18 protein-coding genes are annotated in these 19,363 nt (G+C 36.1%); 14 read left to right on the top strand and 4 right to left on the bottom strand.

Annotation, left to right across the window (positions count from 1 at the left end; all coding sequences use genetic code 11):
- Positions 1-419: 419 nt before the first annotated feature.
- Positions 420-809 (bottom strand): helix-turn-helix domain-containing protein, encoded by a 390-nt coding sequence (locus ACIP9G_RS20595; RefSeq protein ID WP_340822280.1) that lies wholly within the window; start codon positions 807-809, stop codon positions 420-422.
- Positions 810-1,024: 215 nt separating this feature from the next.
- Here ACIP9G_RS20595 and ACIP9G_RS20590 point away from each other — a divergent pair, with 215 nt between their 5' ends.
- The gene (locus ACIP9G_RS20590; RefSeq protein ID WP_401021859.1) at positions 1,025-1,693 is read left to right on the top strand and encodes a restriction endonuclease subunit S; all 669 of its coding nucleotides are present in this window, start codon (positions 1,025-1,027) and stop codon (positions 1,691-1,693) included.
- 71 nt (positions 1,694-1,764) lie between these two features.
- On the opposite strand, the gene ACIP9G_RS20585 is transcribed toward ACIP9G_RS20590, so the two are convergent.
- On the bottom strand, positions 1,765-3,372 hold the full coding sequence (locus ACIP9G_RS20585) for a ribonuclease J (RefSeq protein ID WP_401021961.1): 1,608 nt from the start codon (positions 3,370-3,372) through the stop codon (positions 1,765-1,767).
- A 200-nt stretch (positions 3,373-3,572) separates the two neighbouring features.
- Between ACIP9G_RS20585 and ACIP9G_RS20580 the strand changes: the two genes are divergently transcribed.
- Entirely contained in the window at positions 3,573-3,797 is a 225-nt protein-coding gene (locus ACIP9G_RS20580; RefSeq protein ID WP_340826417.1) for a hypothetical protein, read from the top strand.
- Between the two features lie 547 nt (positions 3,798-4,344).
- Positions 4,345-6,474, top strand: coding sequence for an InlB B-repeat-containing protein (locus tag ACIP9G_RS20575; RefSeq protein WP_401021858.1), 2,130 nt, complete (start codon positions 4,345-4,347; stop codon positions 6,472-6,474).
- Positions 6,475-6,658: 184 nt separating this feature from the next.
- On the opposite strand, the gene ACIP9G_RS20570 is transcribed toward ACIP9G_RS20575, so the two are convergent.
- Positions 6,659-6,949, bottom strand: coding sequence for a hypothetical protein (locus ACIP9G_RS20570; RefSeq protein WP_340822284.1), 291 nt, complete (start codon positions 6,947-6,949; stop codon positions 6,659-6,661).
- 451 nt (positions 6,950-7,400) lie between these two features.
- Here ACIP9G_RS20570 and ACIP9G_RS20565 point away from each other — a divergent pair, with 451 nt between their 5' ends.
- The 5 genes from ACIP9G_RS20565 (at position 7,401) to ACIP9G_RS20545 (ending at position 10,517) form a co-directional block, all read left to right on the top strand.
- Positions 7,401-8,873: a helix-turn-helix domain-containing protein gene (locus ACIP9G_RS20565; protein ID WP_340822285.1), complete on the top strand. Its 1,473-nt coding sequence runs from the start codon at positions 7,401-7,403 to the stop codon at positions 8,871-8,873.
- Positions 8,874-9,147: 274 nt separating this feature from the next.
- On the top strand, positions 9,148-9,357 hold the full coding sequence (locus ACIP9G_RS20560; protein ID WP_340822287.1) for a hypothetical protein: 210 nt from the start codon (positions 9,148-9,150) through the stop codon (positions 9,355-9,357).
- A 25-nt stretch (positions 9,358-9,382) separates the two neighbouring features.
- Complete coding sequence (locus ACIP9G_RS20555) at positions 9,383-9,577, top strand: gamma-type small acid-soluble spore protein (protein ID WP_340826420.1); 195 nt, start codon at positions 9,383-9,385, stop codon at positions 9,575-9,577.
- 84 nt (positions 9,578-9,661) lie between these two features.
- Positions 9,662-9,844, top strand: coding sequence for a cysteine-rich CWC family protein (locus tag ACIP9G_RS20550; RefSeq protein ID WP_340822288.1), 183 nt, complete (start codon positions 9,662-9,664; stop codon positions 9,842-9,844).
- A gap of 94 nt (positions 9,845-9,938) precedes the next feature.
- Positions 9,939-10,517 (top strand): DUF305 domain-containing protein, encoded by a 579-nt coding sequence (locus ACIP9G_RS20545; RefSeq protein ID WP_340822289.1) that lies wholly within the window; start codon positions 9,939-9,941, stop codon positions 10,515-10,517.
- A 646-nt stretch (positions 10,518-11,163) separates the two neighbouring features.
- Here the strand turns inward: ACIP9G_RS20545 and ACIP9G_RS20540 are convergent.
- Positions 11,164-11,775, bottom strand: a complete 612-nt coding sequence (locus ACIP9G_RS20540) for a metallophosphoesterase family protein (protein ID WP_340826421.1) — start codon at positions 11,773-11,775, stop codon at positions 11,164-11,166.
- 383 nt (positions 11,776-12,158) lie between these two features.
- On the opposite strand from ACIP9G_RS20540, the gene ACIP9G_RS20535 reads away from it, so the two are divergent.
- The 6 genes from ACIP9G_RS20535 (at position 12,159) to ACIP9G_RS20510 (ending at position 19,347) form a co-directional block, all read left to right on the top strand.
- Positions 12,159-13,655 carry a class I adenylate-forming enzyme family protein gene (locus tag ACIP9G_RS20535; RefSeq protein ID WP_401021855.1) on the top strand — a complete coding sequence of 499 codons (1,497 nt, stop codon included), beginning with the start codon at positions 12,159-12,161 and terminating at the stop codon, positions 13,653-13,655.
- 147 nt (positions 13,656-13,802) lie between these two features.
- Positions 13,803-14,786: a C39 family peptidase gene (locus ACIP9G_RS20530; protein ID WP_401021852.1), complete on the top strand. Its 984-nt coding sequence runs from the start codon at positions 13,803-13,805 to the stop codon at positions 14,784-14,786.
- 103 nt (positions 14,787-14,889) lie between these two features.
- Complete coding sequence (locus ACIP9G_RS20525; protein ID WP_401021849.1) at positions 14,890-16,122, top strand: carboxylate--amine ligase; 1,233 nt, start codon at positions 14,890-14,892, stop codon at positions 16,120-16,122.
- Entirely contained in the window at positions 16,119-16,820 is a 702-nt protein-coding gene (gene cuyB / locus ACIP9G_RS20520; protein ID WP_401021848.1) for a cysteate racemase, read from the top strand. The genes ACIP9G_RS20525 and cuyB overlap by 4 nt, the downstream gene beginning before the upstream one ends.
- A gap of 147 nt (positions 16,821-16,967) precedes the next feature.
- Positions 16,968-18,116 carry a DEAD/DEAH box helicase gene (locus ACIP9G_RS20515; RefSeq protein WP_340822296.1) on the top strand — a complete coding sequence of 383 codons (1,149 nt, stop codon included), beginning with the start codon at positions 16,968-16,970 and terminating at the stop codon, positions 18,114-18,116.
- A gap of 1 nt (position 18,117) precedes the next feature.
- The gene (locus tag ACIP9G_RS20510) at positions 18,118-19,347 is read left to right on the top strand and encodes an aminopeptidase (RefSeq protein WP_401021845.1); all 1,230 of its coding nucleotides are present in this window, start codon (positions 18,118-18,120) and stop codon (positions 19,345-19,347) included.
- The last annotated feature ends 16 nt before the right edge of the window (positions 19,348-19,363 follow it).

Here is a 19,363-nt window from a genome sequence, read left to right as displayed (position 1 = left end):
CTAACGCGCGGCTTGTTGCGTCTTACGCTGCGTGCGTTCCCGCAGGAGTCTACGTGGATTTTTCCTTTGTTAGTTTAGAATGCAAAGCTTAGAAATATATGAGTGACTGGCACACGGTATAGCCCCATGGCATAAGAGTAGTAGTTCCTAAAACGGAAAAATCCACTGCGCTTTTCGCGGGCACACACGTAAGCCGCAACCCTCGCTAACGCGCGGCTTGTTGCGTCTTACGCTGTGTGCGTTCCCGCAGGAGTCTACGTGGATTTTTCCTTTGTTAGTTTAGAAGCAAAGCATAGAAATTGTATGGGTGACTGGCATGCCACATAGCCCCACGCCCGCGGAAAGCGAGCAACCCGTAACGGAAATCAATTAACACTTTGAAAGGGACAAGGTGCGTCTACAGTCTTACAGCTCCAATGTTATTCAACATTGGAGCTGTTTTTCTTTGATTGAGCATCAATCGTATTTAGAAAATCTCTTGTAATGCGTACTACATATTTTACTTCGTCTAAATTGCGCTCTCTTAATAATGAGCGATGAATGTCGAGCATAAGATTTTTTTCTTCAATATCAGTAACACCCGATAATCGTTGGAAATTAAAAAGTTCCTCTGGTGCAATATCTAACGCTTTCATAAGCAATTCTAACGTACTTAAAGTAATATTTGATTGCCCGTGCTCAATATTTGAAATGCGACCTTTACTAAAACCTAACTTCCCCGTTCTCTCTGCTACTTCTTCTTGACTAAGCCCTTTGGAAACTCTAATGATACGGAGTTGTTCACCTACTAGCTTTAAAAAGTCTGACATATCACTCACCTCTATGTAAAAAGCTAGTGAAAAACAATGAAAATGCATATACCATTAAAGTTATATAATGTAGATAATGTTACATTAAAATGGTACAATAATCACTATAATAATGATATGGAAGAATATTCATAGCATTTTGGAACGTCTACACAAGCATTTTTTGATTGGTTGTATGAAATTTTGAAAGCTCTTTAAGAATGGAGGATCTCAACTTGTTGGAGCGTTATAGACTAGATGAAATAGCTCTTATTGTTGCTAGTTTAACAACACCTAATATTTCAGATTACTCAAAGGTTGGTCAACCTCTTATTACAGCAAAAAATTTAAAATGGTTAGCACTTGATGGTGATATTCGTAAATTATCTAAATGGAATGATACAGTTAATATGCATTTTAAGTGTGCAAAGGTGCCAGCAAAAACAATTATTCTCGCGAAAAATGACTTAGGTCGTGCTAAAAAGTATATATTTCAATGTGAACAAGATGCATATATTGCTAATGATGTAGTTGCAATTATCCCAAATGAATCTATTATTTTAAGTGATTATTTGTATTTTTTTCTCCATTGGTATCAGACCAATAAAGACTGGAGACAATTGCATCATATAAAGTTAGATTTACCTGCATTAGAAATACAAACAAATATTGTAAAGCTGTTAAAAACTAGTCAGCTTTTATTGAAACATAAAAAATCATTGCTAGCTGTTGTGGAGGAGTTACCACTCCATATTCGAAACATTTCAAAGCAAACTGAACAACATGCTAGCCATTTAAATGACGGATTTGAACAGCTTCAAACGTTATATCATCTGGCACTTCATAAAATCTTTACTGGAGAGCTATATCAGTTCCACAACAATAATGTTAAAAGGAAGCCTTGAGTTGGCGTTAAAAAAAGTCGGTGTGATATAGAAAGACTAACACCGACTTTTTAACATAAAGCGATATGAAGTTAAATTTCAATTATAATAGGCAAAATCATCGGTTTGCGTTTCGTTTGTGAAAACAAATATTGGCCGACCGTTTTTTTAATCTCTCGCCTTAAAACAAATAGCTGTTGCTTGCTTTCCCCTTGGAGTTCGCAAATAGTTGCTTTTACGAGTTCATTCACTTTTTGTAGCAAATTCTCCGACTCTTTTGCATAAACAAATCCTCTTGATGTAGTATCAGGTTCTAAAATAATAGACCCATCACTCTTACTAAGCGTTAACACGATAACGAGCATGCCGTCCTCAGACAGTTGTTTACGATCACGTAAAACAATTCCTTCAACTTCACCAATGCCAATACCATCAACATACGTTTCACCAGATGGGATTTTTCGTGTTTGTCTAGCTTTCGACTTTTCGATATCAACAACATCCCCATTTTTCATTATAAAGGTATGTCCTCTTTTGACACCGACAGATTCTGCTAACAAGCGATGTTGATGTAGCATACGAAATTCTCCATGTATCGGAATAAAAAACTTTGGTTTCATTAGCGTCAGCATAAGCTTTAAATCTTCTTGATAACCATGTCCAGAAACATGCATGCCTGTGTTACTTGCCGAACCATAAATGACGTTAGCCCCTAGCTGAAATAAATTATCGACAATTCGCGAAACGCCTTTTTCATTACCTGGTATTGGAGAGGCAGCTAAAATAACAGTATCGTCAGGTAAAATTTTTACTTCACGATGATTGCCACTAGCTAAACGAGAAAGTGCGGCCAATGGCTCTCCCTGACTCCCTGTACATAATACAACAACTTCTTCTGGAGGGAGATACTTCACTTCACGGGCATCAAGTAACAACTCATCAGGCATCGCTAAATACCCACGCTCTAAGGCGACATCAACTACATTCACCATACTGCGACCTAACAATGCAAGTTTACGATTCGTTGCGATAGTGGCGTCTACAATTTGTTGAATTCGATTTACATTGGAAGCAAAGGTAGAAATGATTATTTTACGTTCGGCATGAAGAAAAGCTTCTTCAATATGATGACCTACAAGTTTTTCCGATGGTGTTAATCCTGGTCGTTCAGCATTTGTACTTTCAGATATTAATAATAATACACCTTCAGATCCAATAGCTGCCATCTTGTGAATATCAGCATACTGATTATTAACTGGAGTTAAATCAAACTTGAAGTCTCCAGTGTGCACTACTTTGCCTTCAGGTGTTTGAAAAACGATACCTAAGCAGTCAGGAATACTATGATTTGTTCTGAAGAAACTCACATCAATTTGTCCGAAATGTAACGAGGAGTCTGAGCGAATCTCTATTAAATCAGTCTCTCTTAGCAGCTTGTGCTCCTTTAGTTTTAACTCAATTAACCCTAATGTAAATCTTGTAGCGTAAATGGGAACGTTAATTTTCTTTAAAAGGTACGGAATGCCACCTATATGATCTTCATGCCCATGCGTGACAATTAATCCTTTAATTTTTTCTTTGTTTTCCTGTAAGTAGGTGATATCAGGGATAATTAAATCAATGCCAAGTAGACTTTCATCTGGAAACTTTGCTCCACAATCGACAATAAGTAAATCATTTCCATATTGTATTACATACATATTTTTACCGATTTCGTTAATACCACCTAGAGCAAAAATGGATAATGCATTATTTGTAGCGGTCAATTTTTTTACCTCCGTTTAAACGTATTCCGATACTTTTTATTATTGCTCACGTTTTCAATCTTATACTTTTGCGGAAGAATGATAAAAACAGCTAGTGGATATGATAAGTGCATTAATGGAGGAGTTGTTTGACAATGAAGGAATTTAAAATAACCTATTTCTTTGATGAGATTCATTATGTTAGGCGATTTATTCATATTGAGTCACAAGAAAAAGCACAACAATTGGTTAAAAGTGAACGGGATCAATATATTGCTTTTACAGATAGTAGAGGAATATATCATGAATTACACACAAAAAATGTACGCGTTATTCAAGTTTCCGAATATCATCGGGTTGATAAAACGAAGGACACTTAATCTTTGTACATTAACGATAATGGAGTGTACAACATGAAGAAAGAAAATGTGCCACCTGAGAAAAGAATGTTTATGAACTTATCAAAAGAAATAAGTGAAAATCCGACACAAATAGTGCTAAATACTATTTCAAACTGGGCTTAAACAGTCCAGTTTGTTTTTGTTTGTTAAAGGACTGAACCCTTTCCCCTTTGAAAGGACAATCAATGTTTTTTTCATCCTTTTTAAGCCATCGTTAAAAATTAAACCCATTCGTTTATATTCTATTATGTTTTAGGTTGTATCAAAAAAATAAAAAATAAAAGAAAAATATGATTTTGAATATAGTTGAAAAATTAAGTAATTATCATTAAAAAGTGTAAAATGCTCATTTTAATATATTCATTTTCTAATATTTATACATAAAAGTGTATTTGTAGTTATAAAATTTCTCAAAAAAAGATAAAAGAAGCAAAAAAGAAGATTCTTACGTGCCTATTAAATAATTTATGGTTTAGATAGATTGCAAAATTACAAAAAAAATTAAAGAAAGGGAGAGGGTCAAAAAATGAAGAAGAAAAAAAGAAATAAATTTAAAAAAACAGCAATTTTTGCTGCTGCTGCTACTGCTGCACTAGTAACACCAGCAATAGTAGCGCCAATAGACGCTGAAGCTGTATCACGATGGGTATATGTATTACAAGCAGACTATAACATTGTAATGAAAATAGACGGTGAAAAAGTAACTGGTCAATGGGGTGGCAGAACACTTCGTTTAGTTAGTACAAAAGACGATAATGTATATTATACAAGAACATTACCAAGAGCCCTTTCAGTAAAAGATACAGGAACATATTACATTTATGATTTGACAGATTATGATTTAACAGACTCGGCTCAAGCAGCAAATGTTCATAAAATGTTAAAACCAGCTGGGAAAATTACAATACACCATAATGGTCGTCTGGCGAGTATCGCTACTTTAAATTACAATACAGTTACATTTTATGGAAATAGTGAGAAGAGCGAAATTTTAGCGACATCACTTGTTCTTTCAGGAGATAAAGTTAAAGAGCCTTCTAAGCCGACAAGTGAAGGCAAGACATTTATCGAATGGGTAGATAAAGATGGGAAAAGATTTGATTTTAGCACACAGCCAATTACTAGCAAAACTGAAGTCTTCGCTAAATGGTGTGTACCAACATCAACTACAGTCCCAACAGAACCAAAAGTGGATGAAACAATGACAGTCCCAACAGAACCAAAAGTGGATGAAACAATGACAGCCCCAACAGAACCAAAAGTGGATGAAACAATGACAGTCCCAACAGAACCAAAAGTGGATGAAACAATGACAGTCCCAACAGAACCAAAAGTGGACGAAACAATGACAGTCCCAACAGAACCAAAAGTGGACGAAACAATGACAGTCCCGACAGAACCAAAAGTGGATGAAACAATGACAGTCCCAACAGAACCAAAAGTGGATGAAACAGTGACAGTCCCAACAGAACCAAAAGTGGACGAAACAATGACAGTCCCGACAGAACCAAAAGTGGATGAAACAATGACAGTTCCAACAGAACCAAAAGTGGATGAAACAGTGACAGTCCCAACAGAACCAAAAGTGAATGAAACAACGTCAGTGACACCGCCTAAAAATGCTAAACGTGTGGTATATGTTTTAATAGCAGGCTATAACATTGCAATGAGAATAGATGGGGAAAAAGTAACTGATCAATGGAATGGCAGAACACTTCGCTTAGTTAGTACGAAAGACGATAAAATATATTATACAAGAACATTACCAAGAAAATTTTTAGTGAATGATGTGGGAACATATTATATTTACGATTTGACAGATTATGATTTAACAGATTCAGTTCAAGCTGCAAATATTCATAAAACGCTTAAGCCAGCAGGGAGCATTACGATCCATAGAAATGGTCGTATCGCTACTGTTCCTACGTTAAACTATAATTCGGTCACATTTTATGGAAATAGCGAGATGAGCGAAATATTAGCGACTTCGCTTGTTCTATCAGGAGACAACGTAAAAGAGCCATCTATACCAACAAGTGAGGGCAAGACATTTATCGAATGGGTAGATAAAGAAGGAAAAAGATTTGATTTTAGTACACAGCCAATTACTAGTAAAACGGAAATCTTTGCTAAATGGGAAGAACCAACAGAACCAACAGAACCAACAGAACCAACAGAGCCAACAGAGCCAACAGAGCCAACAGAGCCAACAGAGCCAACAGAGCCAACAGAGCCAACAGAGCCAACAGAGCCAACAGAACCAACAGAGCCAACAGAGCCAACAGAGCCAACAGAGCCAACAGAACCAACAGAGCCAACAGAGCCAACTGAGCCAACAGAGCCAACGGAGCCAACAGAACCAAAAGAACCAACAGAGCCAACGGAACCAGCAGAACCAACTCCTGACGCAGAGCAGAACGAGCTACTGGATAAATGGATTCAGCTTTTAGCACAACAAAATGAGTTGCTAGCACAACAAAACGAGTTACAAGCGCAACAAAACGAGTTATTAGCACAACAAAACGAGTTACAAGCGCAACAAAACGAGTTATTAGCACAACAAAACGAGTTACTAGCGCAACAGAATGAGTTACAAGCGCAACAAAACGAATTACTAGCGCAACAAAACGAGTTGCTAACTCATCAAAACGACTAATATAATTCGTAACTAAATTCCTTTTTTATGGCGTGTCGATCCAAGCTATAAATCTGACAATGGGAATAACAATATTTTAAAAAAACCTGTAAGTCATTAAGGAATAAGCTAATTTTTATACGTGAGACAAGAAAGGAATAGACAAAGGTGGTAACTCAATTGATTTCATATAATCGATTACGAATCAAACGGTTATCTGCTCTATATGGAGCGAACCAGTTGCCGACAAAACAACAAAATCAGCAGCAACCAAACCAACAGAATTTGTTGCTGTCCCAACAAAACTACTTGTTATTAAAGCAAAATCATCTATTGACACAACTGTTGACTCAATTATGGAATCCCGCACCGATTCATCCAAATCAGTTGCTAGGTCAGCGACAGATGTATCTACCATTGCAACTAAAACAGGTGTCGATACACAGGAACCGGTTGCTCGCACAACAACGGTATCAGTCGCAAACAGAGCGGACATTTTTGCAGCCGCGGAAGTATCAATTACTGATTTAACGCTAAACAAACAGTTGCCGATTCCATGTTGCTATATATCTCATTGTCTAGGCATGCCTATTGTAAACTTGCTCTCCTACAGTTTCGTAAAGCACATGAGGATGATTCTATATTAGAGAATCTCTTTATACAGGGATTTCAGAATGCAAGGTATCAAAATCATAAAGTTTTGATACCTTGTATCTCATATAAGACTAAAACTTCCGTTAGTGTCTCCTTAAACAGCACGACAACACAGAAAATCATACATATTGGATTTCATAACAACAGCTACGATGATAGTTGAATAAGTTCCGAAACGCTTGATATAAAGACAAAGTCGATAATGGCTTTGTTTTTATGTTTTTTTAGAATGTATTTTAGGTATTTAGTTTGAATTTTAGTATATTGATGAAATAAAAAGGAGCTGATTTTTTATGGAAAGATTTTTAGATCGCCCAGAAAAAATACTGATTTACCTTTATTGTAAAAGTGGAAAAGCAAAGATTGATGAGTTGGCAGAACATTTACAAGTTGGACGATCAACTATAGAAAAAGAACTACATTTTTTAATGGAGACACTAAGTAACACAAGTTTTTTTATAAAATCTGGGGAAGTCCATTTGGATATAGTTTCTCCTTCACTTATAGACGATACACTGAAAATGCTATATAAAAATAATATATTTTTAAAAATAATAACATTACTTTTCGAGAAAAATATAAATTCTGTAAATGAAATAACCAATATTTTAAATATGAGCAAATCCACAGTATACCGTAAATTTAAAGTTATAAAAGAATGGCTGCAAGAATATAAACTAAAATTAGTTACTGCTCCAGTGCTAACGATTCAAGGTGATGAAAAAAATATTAGAAATTTGATGCAACAATTTTATGATTTTTATTTATCTCGTTCTTTATCAGAAATAAGATTTTTTAATAAGGAACTTTTTGTGGAGAAAATAGACGAAATTTGTATTTTAAATAGTTTCAATTTGACACCGCAAGGTCTACGAAAATTATCAATTTCCATGGAAATTTTGCATATTAGGAGTCGACTTTCAAGGTATATACAATATGAAAATTTCCCTACTGAAGAAAATTCTCTTTATATAAACATAACGAAAAAGCTGCAATCATTTTTTCCTAATTATATGGACAAAAACACTAAACAATGTGAGGTTATTTATTATGCAACGAATTTATATAACTATTTAATACGAAAGAGAAAGCTCACAATAGGTGAAATTTATTCTTTAAAAGAAACTAATTTGCGTTATAGTATGATTTTTAATTTTTTAGAATATATATCCGAAAATTTTTATTTTGATTTCTCTTCTGATATAAGACTCGTTGAAGGGTTAAGCAGATATACTGAACTCTACTATATTGATTTACGTTTAGGAACTAGTAATAGGTTAAATGAGTTAAGCGGTTACATAAATATTTGTAAAGATCATCCTTTTTATTTTTTAGTAAAAGAAGCAGCTTTAAAGTTATTTAAGCAATATAATTTTCTTCCTGAAATTAAAGAGATTGATATATTTGCGCTGTACTACTTTCTTTCAATCAGTCAACTTAGAATAAAAAAGATTCAAACTGTATCAATAGCTATTATAACGGAATCTGAAATTGAACAAGAAAGTATAACAGAATACTTAACGTTTAAATACGGTACAAATATACAAACATACTCATTGAACCTATACGCTTTCAAAAAAAATATATTTTATCAAGAGTATGATTTGTTAATAAATATGGAAAATAACAATAGTCTTTTCAAAGGCGTTGAAAGTTTGACTATTTCCCCTTTATTAAGTAACGCCGATAAGAGCAAACTTGAATATAAAATAAACGAACTTTTAAATAAAAAAATGACTAAATATACTGAACTAATAGTTTTTTAGCGTAATCTCGATATGCTTTATGCATTGTAAATATCTTAGTGAATTTTTAGAATTCCCTCCCCAATCTTAAGATAGATGTAACAGAACAATTATCCCCTAATTTTTGTTTAATATAATAGCTTTCAATCTGCACTATTTAAGAAAACAGTACACATGGCTAAAAAACAAGAAATGTTCACGTTTTTCAAGTTTCTAAATATTATCGAGTTAATAAAACGAAGGACACATAATCTTTGTATGTTTACACACATTAACGATAAAGGAGTGTGACAATATGAATAAAGAAAATGTGCCACCTGAGAAAAGAATGTTTATGAACTTATCAAGTAAAGATAAGCCCGATATGGTTGATTCGGATACCATTAGTATTTTTGACTTGCACGAAGATATGCAAACAGTCGATATCATTCCAATTGAAGAGCTCAATAAAAGGGTGAAAAGAGAAGGCGATGAATTGATTGAAATGCAGCCAGATGAATTATAGAAGGGAATGAATTTGCTTGCCTAATATGAATGAAGAACAGCTTACGGCTTCGGGTACGAATATTAATGATGTAAAACGGAAAAATGCAGAAGCGGGGCTTTCCTATAACGAAGTAAAAGAGCTACTAGCTAAAACTGGTGGGCATGGTACTGCAAAGTATAGTGATACAGATAGTGAAGAAGTGAAGGCGCAAAATAATCAATCAATGCGTAATATGTAATAGTTTAGGGAGTGCGAAATTTAGCCTGTATTTCGTACTCCTTTTGTTGTACATTACAATCATCGTAGAAAGGAGTGTAATTACATGCAATATGAAGAAAAATGTTGTCCTTTATGTGGGAAAGAAAATCAATGTGGTGTAGCAGAAGGCCAAGATGCATGCTGGTGTATGAACGAAAAATTTCCTGAAGGTATAATAGGGGCAGTCTCTAACGAACCTAAAAAGTGTATTTGCCAAAATTGTTTACATACATATCAAAACATCTAGCTTTTTCTGTTTCATTATCTTGATATTCGGTGGTACAAATGTCTATCGCACAACAACCTACGGGGCATACATTACTCTGAAAGGAGTGTGTCTAATGACCAAACCAATTCCACTTAGTAATGTAACCCAGGCATATTTAGAGGAAAACAAAAGAATAATCAATAAGATGATGCAAGGTATGACCTATGTAACCATAACGTGTAGCATATCGGAAAACTTTATCAAACAAATTATTCCACATCAAATCGCGGCAATTAGAATGTCAGAAAATGTGTTGCAATATACAACGAATATACCTGTTCAAAATTTCGCATTAGAAGTTATACAAACTCATACCGAAATAGTCGAAAGTCTAGAAGCAATACAAAACAGATGCTGTATCGTACAAAATACAGAATATGAATTATATGAATATATGTGCGCATTTAAAGAAATTGCTGAAACGATGTTCCAAGCATTGTGCTCGCCACCAACCTCTAATAGTATCAATATAAATTATCTTCAAGATATGATTATCCATCATCAAGCAGGCGTACGATTAGTACAAAACGTTCAACGATTCTGCATATGCCAAGAGTTAATTCCAATTCTTCAATGTATGATTCAAACATTATGTTGTCAACTTGAAGAAATGCAAAAATTACTTGATGCGCTACAAGATTGTGATTGTTAACAATAAAACGCTAAAATTGTTCGCAATTTTAGCGTTTTATTTTGTTGATAATAGAATTAAATGAATGTGTATCTAAAAATATTAATGTGTTTGAATTTCGCTCCGAGTGGTCTCGTTCCTGCGGGGCTTTCAGCTCAAGCTTTTCGCTGGAGTCGCCACTCTTCGTGATCTTGCTCGTGCTGTTTCGGCAGATGTATCGCGGCTTCCACTCCAATCAACTAGGATTATCTACTATTACAATACTTCTCTCCTGTTAAGCTTTCTGCAAAAGCTTAAATCACTGGAGTCACCACTCTTTGCGGACATGAAAGGCTTCTATTAAAGAAATGAGAGACAGCTGTAGTAAAAGATTGATATTTAAGAGGGTTCTACTTGTCACACGCTTAGTTGTAATAAGGATTGCTCTTAAAAGCGAGGTAGGTCGTGGCGACTAGGTGATACTAGTTAATCGTAGCGGAGGCGGTAACTCCTGGGGGACAGCACAGAACGTAAGACGCAGGCATTTCGCGCGTTAGCGAGGGTTGCGGCTTACGTTCTGTGCAAGCGGAAAGCATCAGCGTTCTGAGCCTTATTAGTTGCAGTATCTGATTGTTTAAGTAGTTAAATGTGATTAAAGAACTTATGTTGATTTCTAAGTAACGATAATTTAAATGCCAACTGCATCCTTAGCTTCGCAGGACGATGCGCACATAAAAGTGACCGTTCGTTTGTCACTATCGTAGAGGCACCACTCACGGTGATCCACTACAGAACCAACATTGATGCGATATTGTTTTGCTTGCAACTCAATTGGTTGACCAAAATGAATACGAATTGGCAGCTTTTTATTTTGGCGATAGATTCCTGATTCATGGCTATGTCCGAAAAATAGAATCTGCTTTTCAATTGAAGGAAACTTAGGCTGCCATGAAACGCTCCACTGGAACTGGTGTCCATGAATTAGCATTGCACCTTCAATGTCCATCGTTTCGGGCAATGCAATAAAGCGCTCAATGCCTGTAACGTGTGTAATCCGTTCTTCTTGGTTGCCTCGAATAGACGGGAATGTCAGTAGTTTTTCGAAATCATTATCTATAATAGCGGCTTTTTGCAAAGGCAAGCCTGATATCGTTTTTGCTTTTTTCTTACTTACTGTACATTCATATAAATCGCCTAATCCTATTATTGCAGCATCTTCTGCTGTTTCTTGTATATGAGCTAATACTGCCTTTGTATCATCAATATTAGAATGTAAATCTCCTAAAAGTGCATACAGCATAATAATCATGCCTTTCATTTTCAAAATAATTTTACAAGTATCATACACCTAACAGAATTTGATAGAAAAGTAATATGTATCAGAATATTTTGTGACACTACTTACATATTTTGAATGTGAGGAAAAATTGCTAACAAATAAGTTGCTTGATAAAATAGTTTGTGTAGTCTAAATTTTCTGAATAATGTTAGTAGAATTCTATTTTAAAAGCTTTTAATTACTTTAACAGAAGTTTTCCATTTCTTAACGTGGAAAATGAATGTCAACTATGTTTTGAATGTAGTGGGGCAAGCGTCTGCGGATGTCACAAATTTAAGCGTAGTTTTTGATTAGCTTGAAAACATCGATTCGCTGAGTAACAACTAAAAATGAGGGGGTATATGATGACGATATTTATGACGGATATTTTACAAAAATACGCTACACAGCAACCTGATTCGATTGCAACGATTTATGAAGGTGAAAAGGTAACTTATGACGAGTTTTATAAGTGTGCAGAAAAGTTTGCAGCCTATTTACAAGAGCAGGGCTATGAGAAAAATGATGTCATTGCGCTATATACACTTAATTCCGATATGTTTTTAATTGCTTACATCGGTATCCAACTAGCAGGTTATGTTGTGATGCCTATCAATACAAAACTTGCAGCACGAGAGGTTGATTTTATCGTCAATCATTCAGAAGCAAAAGGGCTCATTTATGACGAGAGAATAGAAGAAGTACTAGCTGATGTTCCGTATTCATTTCAACATGTGATTGGATTAAAAGATATGAAAGAAGTTATCGAAAACTATAAAGGGCAAAGAAAGATTATACAATTACAAGCAGATGATACGGCTGTTGTAATGTATACGTCTGGTACAACAGGGAAGCCAAAAGGGGTAATGCTGACGCATCAAAATATTGCTTCGACAGCGGATATTTGGTCAGCATCTATGAATATGACAAACGAGGACAGCATGTTTATTTGTACGCCTTTGTTTCATTGTGCAGGACTCCACGTATTTGCGATGCCAATGTTCTTTCAAGGCGGTACGGTAATTATAGAGGAAAGCTTTTCACCAAAGAATACGTTAGAACAACTTGTAAAAACACAGGCCACTATTTTCTTCGGTGTACCTTCCATGTATACGATGATATTAAATACACCTGAATTTAAGGATCATTCCTTTATGAATTTACGTTTATTATGTTATGGTGCAGCACCAATGCCATATGAACTTGTGAAGCAAGTTAAAGAAGCTTTGCCGAATGTAAAAGTTCAAAACTTATATGGTCAAACAGAAAATTCACCTGCCGCTACTTCTCTTTTAGATGCAGATGCATTGTCGAAGATTGGTTCAGTCGGAAAACCGTTAGCACAGACAGAAGTACGTGTTGTAGATAGCTATGGAGAAGCAGTGCCAGCAGGCGAAGTTGGAGAAATTTGCGTTAGAGGACCACAGGTAATGAAAGGTTATTTGCGCAATGATGAAGAGACAGCCCGAGCTATTCAAGATGGTTGGCTTTATTCAGGGGATTTAGGGCGGTTTGATGAAGAAGGTTACCTATATATAGTCGATCGTAAAAAGGACATGATAATTCGTGGTGGGGAAAATATTTATCCAATTGAGATTGAGGAAGTATTATATCAATTGCCAGAAATTTTAGAGGCAGCAGTAGTTGGCTTACCACATGAAGTGTATGGTGAAGTACCAAAAGCGTTTGTTGTATTAAAAGAAGGGAAGCTGTTAGATGAAGAGTCTATTTTAGCCTATTGTCGTTCACAGCTTGCAAAATATAAAGTGCCTTTTGAAATAGAGTTTTTAGCACAGTTACCACGTAATGCATCAGGAAAGGTGTTAAAACATACGCTTCGACCTAAAATAGCAACATCTTAAAAGTATAGGATTTTGTCAATACATTGAAAAGTAGCAGGATAAAATATGAACACCTATTAAATTAGCGTATAATAAAGCTACGACAAATTGTAAAAATAGAATAGAAGATTATGTATTTCTTCGAATGAGATAGGAGCGGAATTTGTCTTGTGGAGTGATTATAAACGCCTTTTAATAGTTAGTATTATGATTATCATGCTACTTTCTGGTTGTAATCAATTAACACAGCAGAGTCGACCAAAGAATCAATTAACTGTTTTGACGGTAGAATTTAATAGTGGTGCACCAATTCCGAGTCTCTATATAACAATGACAGATACGGAGACCGGTAAGAAAATTGAAGAAGCAGTAGGCTCTGAAGAGGGCGAGGCTACTTTTTCAAACCTTGTAGAGGGCAGAGAATATACGATTACGGCAACAACGCTAAGTGGCAAGGATGATAATGGCTATACGACAATTGAAAAATTTACGTATGATGTGACAAAGCCGTATTATCGACTGCCAACGCATTCTTCAAGAGCAGAACAAGAGCTTGCTGTTCCAGTAATCATGCAGAAACCAGAGCTTCCTCAAGGTTGTGAAATTACGGCACTAACGGCTGTTTTAAATTATTACGGCATGGATGTTACAAAGCTTGAAATGGCGGATAACTATTTGCCTAAACAAAATATATATACATCAGGCGGTCAACGCTACGGGCCGAACCCAGCGCTTGCGTATGCAGGAAATCCACGGGATAAGGCAAATGGTATGTACGTCTTTGCAGCGCCTATTGTCAAAGCTGCGGAAGCCGCTATTGCAGATAAGCAGGCAAACCTTCGTGTAACGGATATGAGCGGTGCATCTCAAAGTGAGATTTTAGACCTTGTAGAAGAGGGAGTTCCTGTTGTCGTATGGGTTACGCTTGATTTATCGACACCTAAAACAACAGCGAATAAAGGCTGGATTTATGAAGGTGAAACGGTGAAGCATGATGCGTACTTAAACTTACATGCTGTAGTATTAACTGGTCATTCAGATCAGCAAGTTGTCGTCATGGACCCATTACAGGGCAATGTTTCATACAATGTAGACGAATTTTTCAAGAGCTATCAAGAGTTAAATATGCAAGCAGTAGCGATTCATAAATAAGGATTTTTGCAAACTTCTTATATCTAGGAAAGCTATTGGAGCGCAGTTTTGACTGTAGTAAAATATGTTACACTAATAAAAAAGCTAAAGTGAGTTGAGTAGAATGGCCATTGAGCACGCTTTTTTACCGGTTTTATTGGGCGATGAAATGAATGCTTACGGCATGGCGCGAGCATTTTACGAGTCCTATGGCGTTAAACCACTTGCATTAAATCATACGAATATGGAAAAAATTCAACAAAGTGATTTATTTACTTTTCGTGAAGTAGCAAGATTGAATATTGAAGAGCGCTTTGTTGTTGCTTTAAAAGCTATCGCAGAGGAATTTTCAGAAAAGAAATTATTACTGTTAGCTTGTGATGAATTTTATGTAAAGAAAATTGTGCAACATAAAGATGAATTATCGAGTTTTTTTGTTATTCCCTATGTCGATGAACCACTTGCCAATCAACTATTAAAGCGTGAAAGTATGTATCAGCTTTGTGCAGCGTATGGCTTCCACTATCCTGCAATGCATGTTTGTACGGTAAATGACTATGAGCAATTGACGATGCCATTTGAATATCCTGTTATCATTAAGCCTATGAATATGACGAAGTACGCAAGTTGTATTTTCCCCGGTAAGAAAAAGGTATATACTGCACATAATGAAGATGAAAAAGATGCTATTTTTCACGCAATATATAAGGAATCTGCCTACCGTGATGATTTAATGGTGCAACAATATATTCCAGGTGAAGATGCCAATATGCGTGTTGTAAATGCTTATGTTGGACAAGATCACAAAGTCAAGCTACTATCTGTAGGGAACCCGATTTTAGAAGAGCATTCACCTGATGGTATTGGACGCTATGTCGCCATTATGACGACTTATGACAAGGAACTAATGGATTGTGTTAAAACGTTTCTTGAGGCGCTACAATTTCAAGGCTTTGCTACATTTGATATGAAATATGATGAACGTGATGGACTGTACAAATTATTGAGTATGGAATTACATAATGAACTATCGAATTATTATGTGACAGCAAGCGGCTATAATTTAATGCAGTATGTAGCGGATGATTTTATTCGGGGAAGTAAACAGCAGCTAACATATGTGCAGAACAAGCACCTTTGGACGATAGTGCCTAATGGTGTATTATTTAAATACGTATTAAATGAACAACTTGTAATTGAAGCTAAAAGTTTGATTCGACAAGGTTTAGCAACGGATTCTATTTTTAATTATAAAGATATGAATGCGAAGCGTTGGCTGAATGTAACGCTTGATAATTTAAGCTTCTATCGCAAATATAAGAAATATTTTAACAACAAAGGTCTGTCTAACTCATGAAAAAACAAACTTTAGGTATAATTGGTGGCGTCGGTCCACTTGCAACAATGTTTATCGGCGAAATGATTGTAAGACGTACAAAGGCTACAAAAGATCAGGAGCATGTACATACCATTATTGATAATGATACAAATATTCCTGATCGGACAGCTTTTATATTAGATAAAACAAAAGAAAACCCTGTTCCAGTTTTAATAGAGGATGCAAAAAAACTAGCCTCTGTTGGAGCAAATTTAATTGCCATTCCGTGTAATACGGCACATACCTTTTATGATGAAATAGCACAAGGCTCTCCAATTCCTGTGCTACACATGATTCGTGAAACGGCAAAGCGTGCAAATGATTTAGGGGCAAAGCGGGTTGGTATTTTAGCGACAACAGGCACGTTAACGTCACACATGTATCAAGATGCATTAGAGGAGTTTGGCATTACACCAGTAATACCAGATGATCAAATGAAAGAAAAAGTGATGGCGATTATTTACGATTATGTGAAAGCTGGTAAGGATGTCACACAAGAAGATTGGCTGCCTATCGAAGAAGCAATGCTAGCCTTGAATTGTGATCGTATCGTACTAGGCTGTACAGAGTTATCAATCGTCAATCGAGACTTAAAATTAAGTGACAAATATATAGATTCATTAATCGTTTTAGCTGAATGTGCTATTTTAGCATGCGGCTATGAATTAGTGGAGTAACATTTGGCTCACCTGTTGTAAAAGGTGAGCTTTTTTAATCCATGTCTAAAAGATTAATGAGTATTGCACAATATATAGAAGGAAAATGCTTGTGCACAGCTAGTGTGTTAAACTAATGTCAAGCAGGATAATAAGGTGGGAATTAACATGTCAGTAATAAATTTATTAAAAGAAGAATTACAAGCAAAATGGAACTTTGAAGAACCGATGAAAATTCAAGAAGAAATGATTCCAGCAATGCTTGAAGGCAAGGATATTGTAGCAGAATCACCAACAGGCTCAGGGAAAACATTGGCCTATGTGTTGCCTTTACTTAATAAAGTAAATGGATCGAAAAAGCAAACACAAGGTTTAATTGTTGCGCCATCCCAAGAATTAGCAATGCAAATCGTTGAGGTCATTCGTGAATGGACAGCGGGTACTGATATTACCGTACAACAACTTATTGGTGGTGCAAACTCTGCACGACAAATTGAGAAGTTAAAGAAAAAGCCAACAATCGTAGTTGGTACACCAGGTCGCTTAAATGAATTAGTGCGTTCGGGTAAATTAAAGTTAAAAGAAATTGAAACAGTTATTTTAGACGAATGTGATCAGCTACTAAGCCGCGAGTATCGCGTTGTGGTGAAATCATTTATCGAAGGGTCAGCGTTCGGTCGCCAAGTAGTTGTTGTTTCTGCCACAATTACTGAGGAAATTGAATTAGTCGCAAGCCGTATGATGTTTGAGCCATTACGCTTTAAAATTAAACCTGAGGATATGGTGAAGTTTGGTAAAGTCGTGCATTCGTTCTTGAAAGTAGAAGAACGTGATAAAACAGACTTCCTACGTCGACTATCACATACAGAAGGCTTACGTGCCCTTGCTTTCGTCAATAATATCGATCAATTGTTAATGAAAGAAACGAAGCTACAATATCGTTCAGCACCAATTGTGACATTACATTCTGACATGAAAAAGGAAGAACGTAAAAAAGCTTTAGATGCATTCCGTAAAGGAGATGCGCGTGTTTTAATTGCCACAGATATTGCGGCGCGTGGTTTAGATATTGCCGGTTTAACACATGTTATTCATGTCGATGTTCCACGTACAATTGAACAGTATTTGCATCGCTCTGGTCGTACTGGTCGTGCAGGTGCAGATGGTGAAGTACTAACATTGTTATCATACCATGATGAAAAAACGTATAAAAAGTGGACACGTGAAATTCCAGGCAAACCAGTGCAGAAGGTATGGCATGATGGCAAGCTCGTAGAAGGTAATTCAAAAACAATTGGACAAAAGCGAGGGAACTAATATGACATTTGAAGAAAAATTACAGGCATATGCAGAACTAGCGGTTAAGGTTGGTGTCAATATTCAACAAGGGCAATACTTATTAGTGAATACATCAGTGGAAGCTTTAGACTTTGCTCGTCTAGTAGTGAAGGAGGCATACAAAGCTGGAGCTGGTCGTGTTCATGTTAATTTTTCAGATGATGAAATGGACCGTGCTTATTTCGAGCACGCGTCTGATGAGGAATTTAATCGTTTTCCAGAATGGGTTGTTAAAATGCGTGATGAGCTAATCGAACGCAAAGGGGCATTATTATGGATAGATGCGGCTGATCCAGACAAATTAACTGGTATTCCAGCAGACCGTTTATCAACACATCAAAAGGTATCAGGCGCAGCATTGAAAAACTATCGTAATGCAGTCATGAAGGATTTAATTGCATGGACTATCGTCGCAGTACCTTCAGAAAAGTGGGCAGGAAAAGTATTCCCGAATTTAGAAGTTGAAAAACAAGTACCAGCTCTTTGGGAAGCCATCTTTAAAACGGTGCACATTGGTGAGGGGAACGCTGTTGAAAACTGGCGTACACATGTTGCAAATTTAGAATCGCGCGCTGCATTACTGAACAATAAAAAGTATGCAAAACTTCATTATACTGCACCAGGTACTGACTTAACGATCGCATTAGCACCTCAGCATAAATGGCTTACAGGTGGCAGTAAAACTCCTGATGATACTATTTTCATCGCTAATATGCCGACGGAAGAAGTTTATACGTTGCCAATGAAGCAAGGTGTAAATGGCTATGTTAGTAATACAAAGCCATTAGTTTACCAAGGCAATATTATTGATGGCTTTAAGCTTACATTTGAAGAAGGAAAAATTGTTGATGCGAAAGCGCAAGTTGGGCAAGACCTTTTACAAGAGTTAATTGCAGTCGATGAGGGCTCATGTTATTTAGGAGAGGTAGCACTTGTCCCGCATGAGTCCCCAATCTCGGCTTCAGAAATATTATATTTCAATACATTATTCGATGAGAATGCTTCAAACCATTTAGCTATCGGCGAAGCTTATCCAACTTGTTTAGAAGGTGGAAGAGATTTAGAAAATGGTCAACTTGAAGCGTTAGGGGCGAATATTTCAGTTACACATGAGGACTTTATGATTGGTAGCGGCGAAATGGATATTGACGGTATTTTACCAGATGGTACTGTGGAGCCAATTTTCTGTAAAGGTAGCTGGGCTTTTTAATAGACTAACGTAAATA

It is taken from the genome of Lysinibacillus sp. NPDC093197 (genome assembly GCF_044754025.1).
Lineage (GTDB): Bacteria > Bacillota > Bacilli > Bacillales_A > Planococcaceae > Lysinibacillus.
This window is presented reverse-complemented; position numbering and strand designations above follow the sequence as displayed.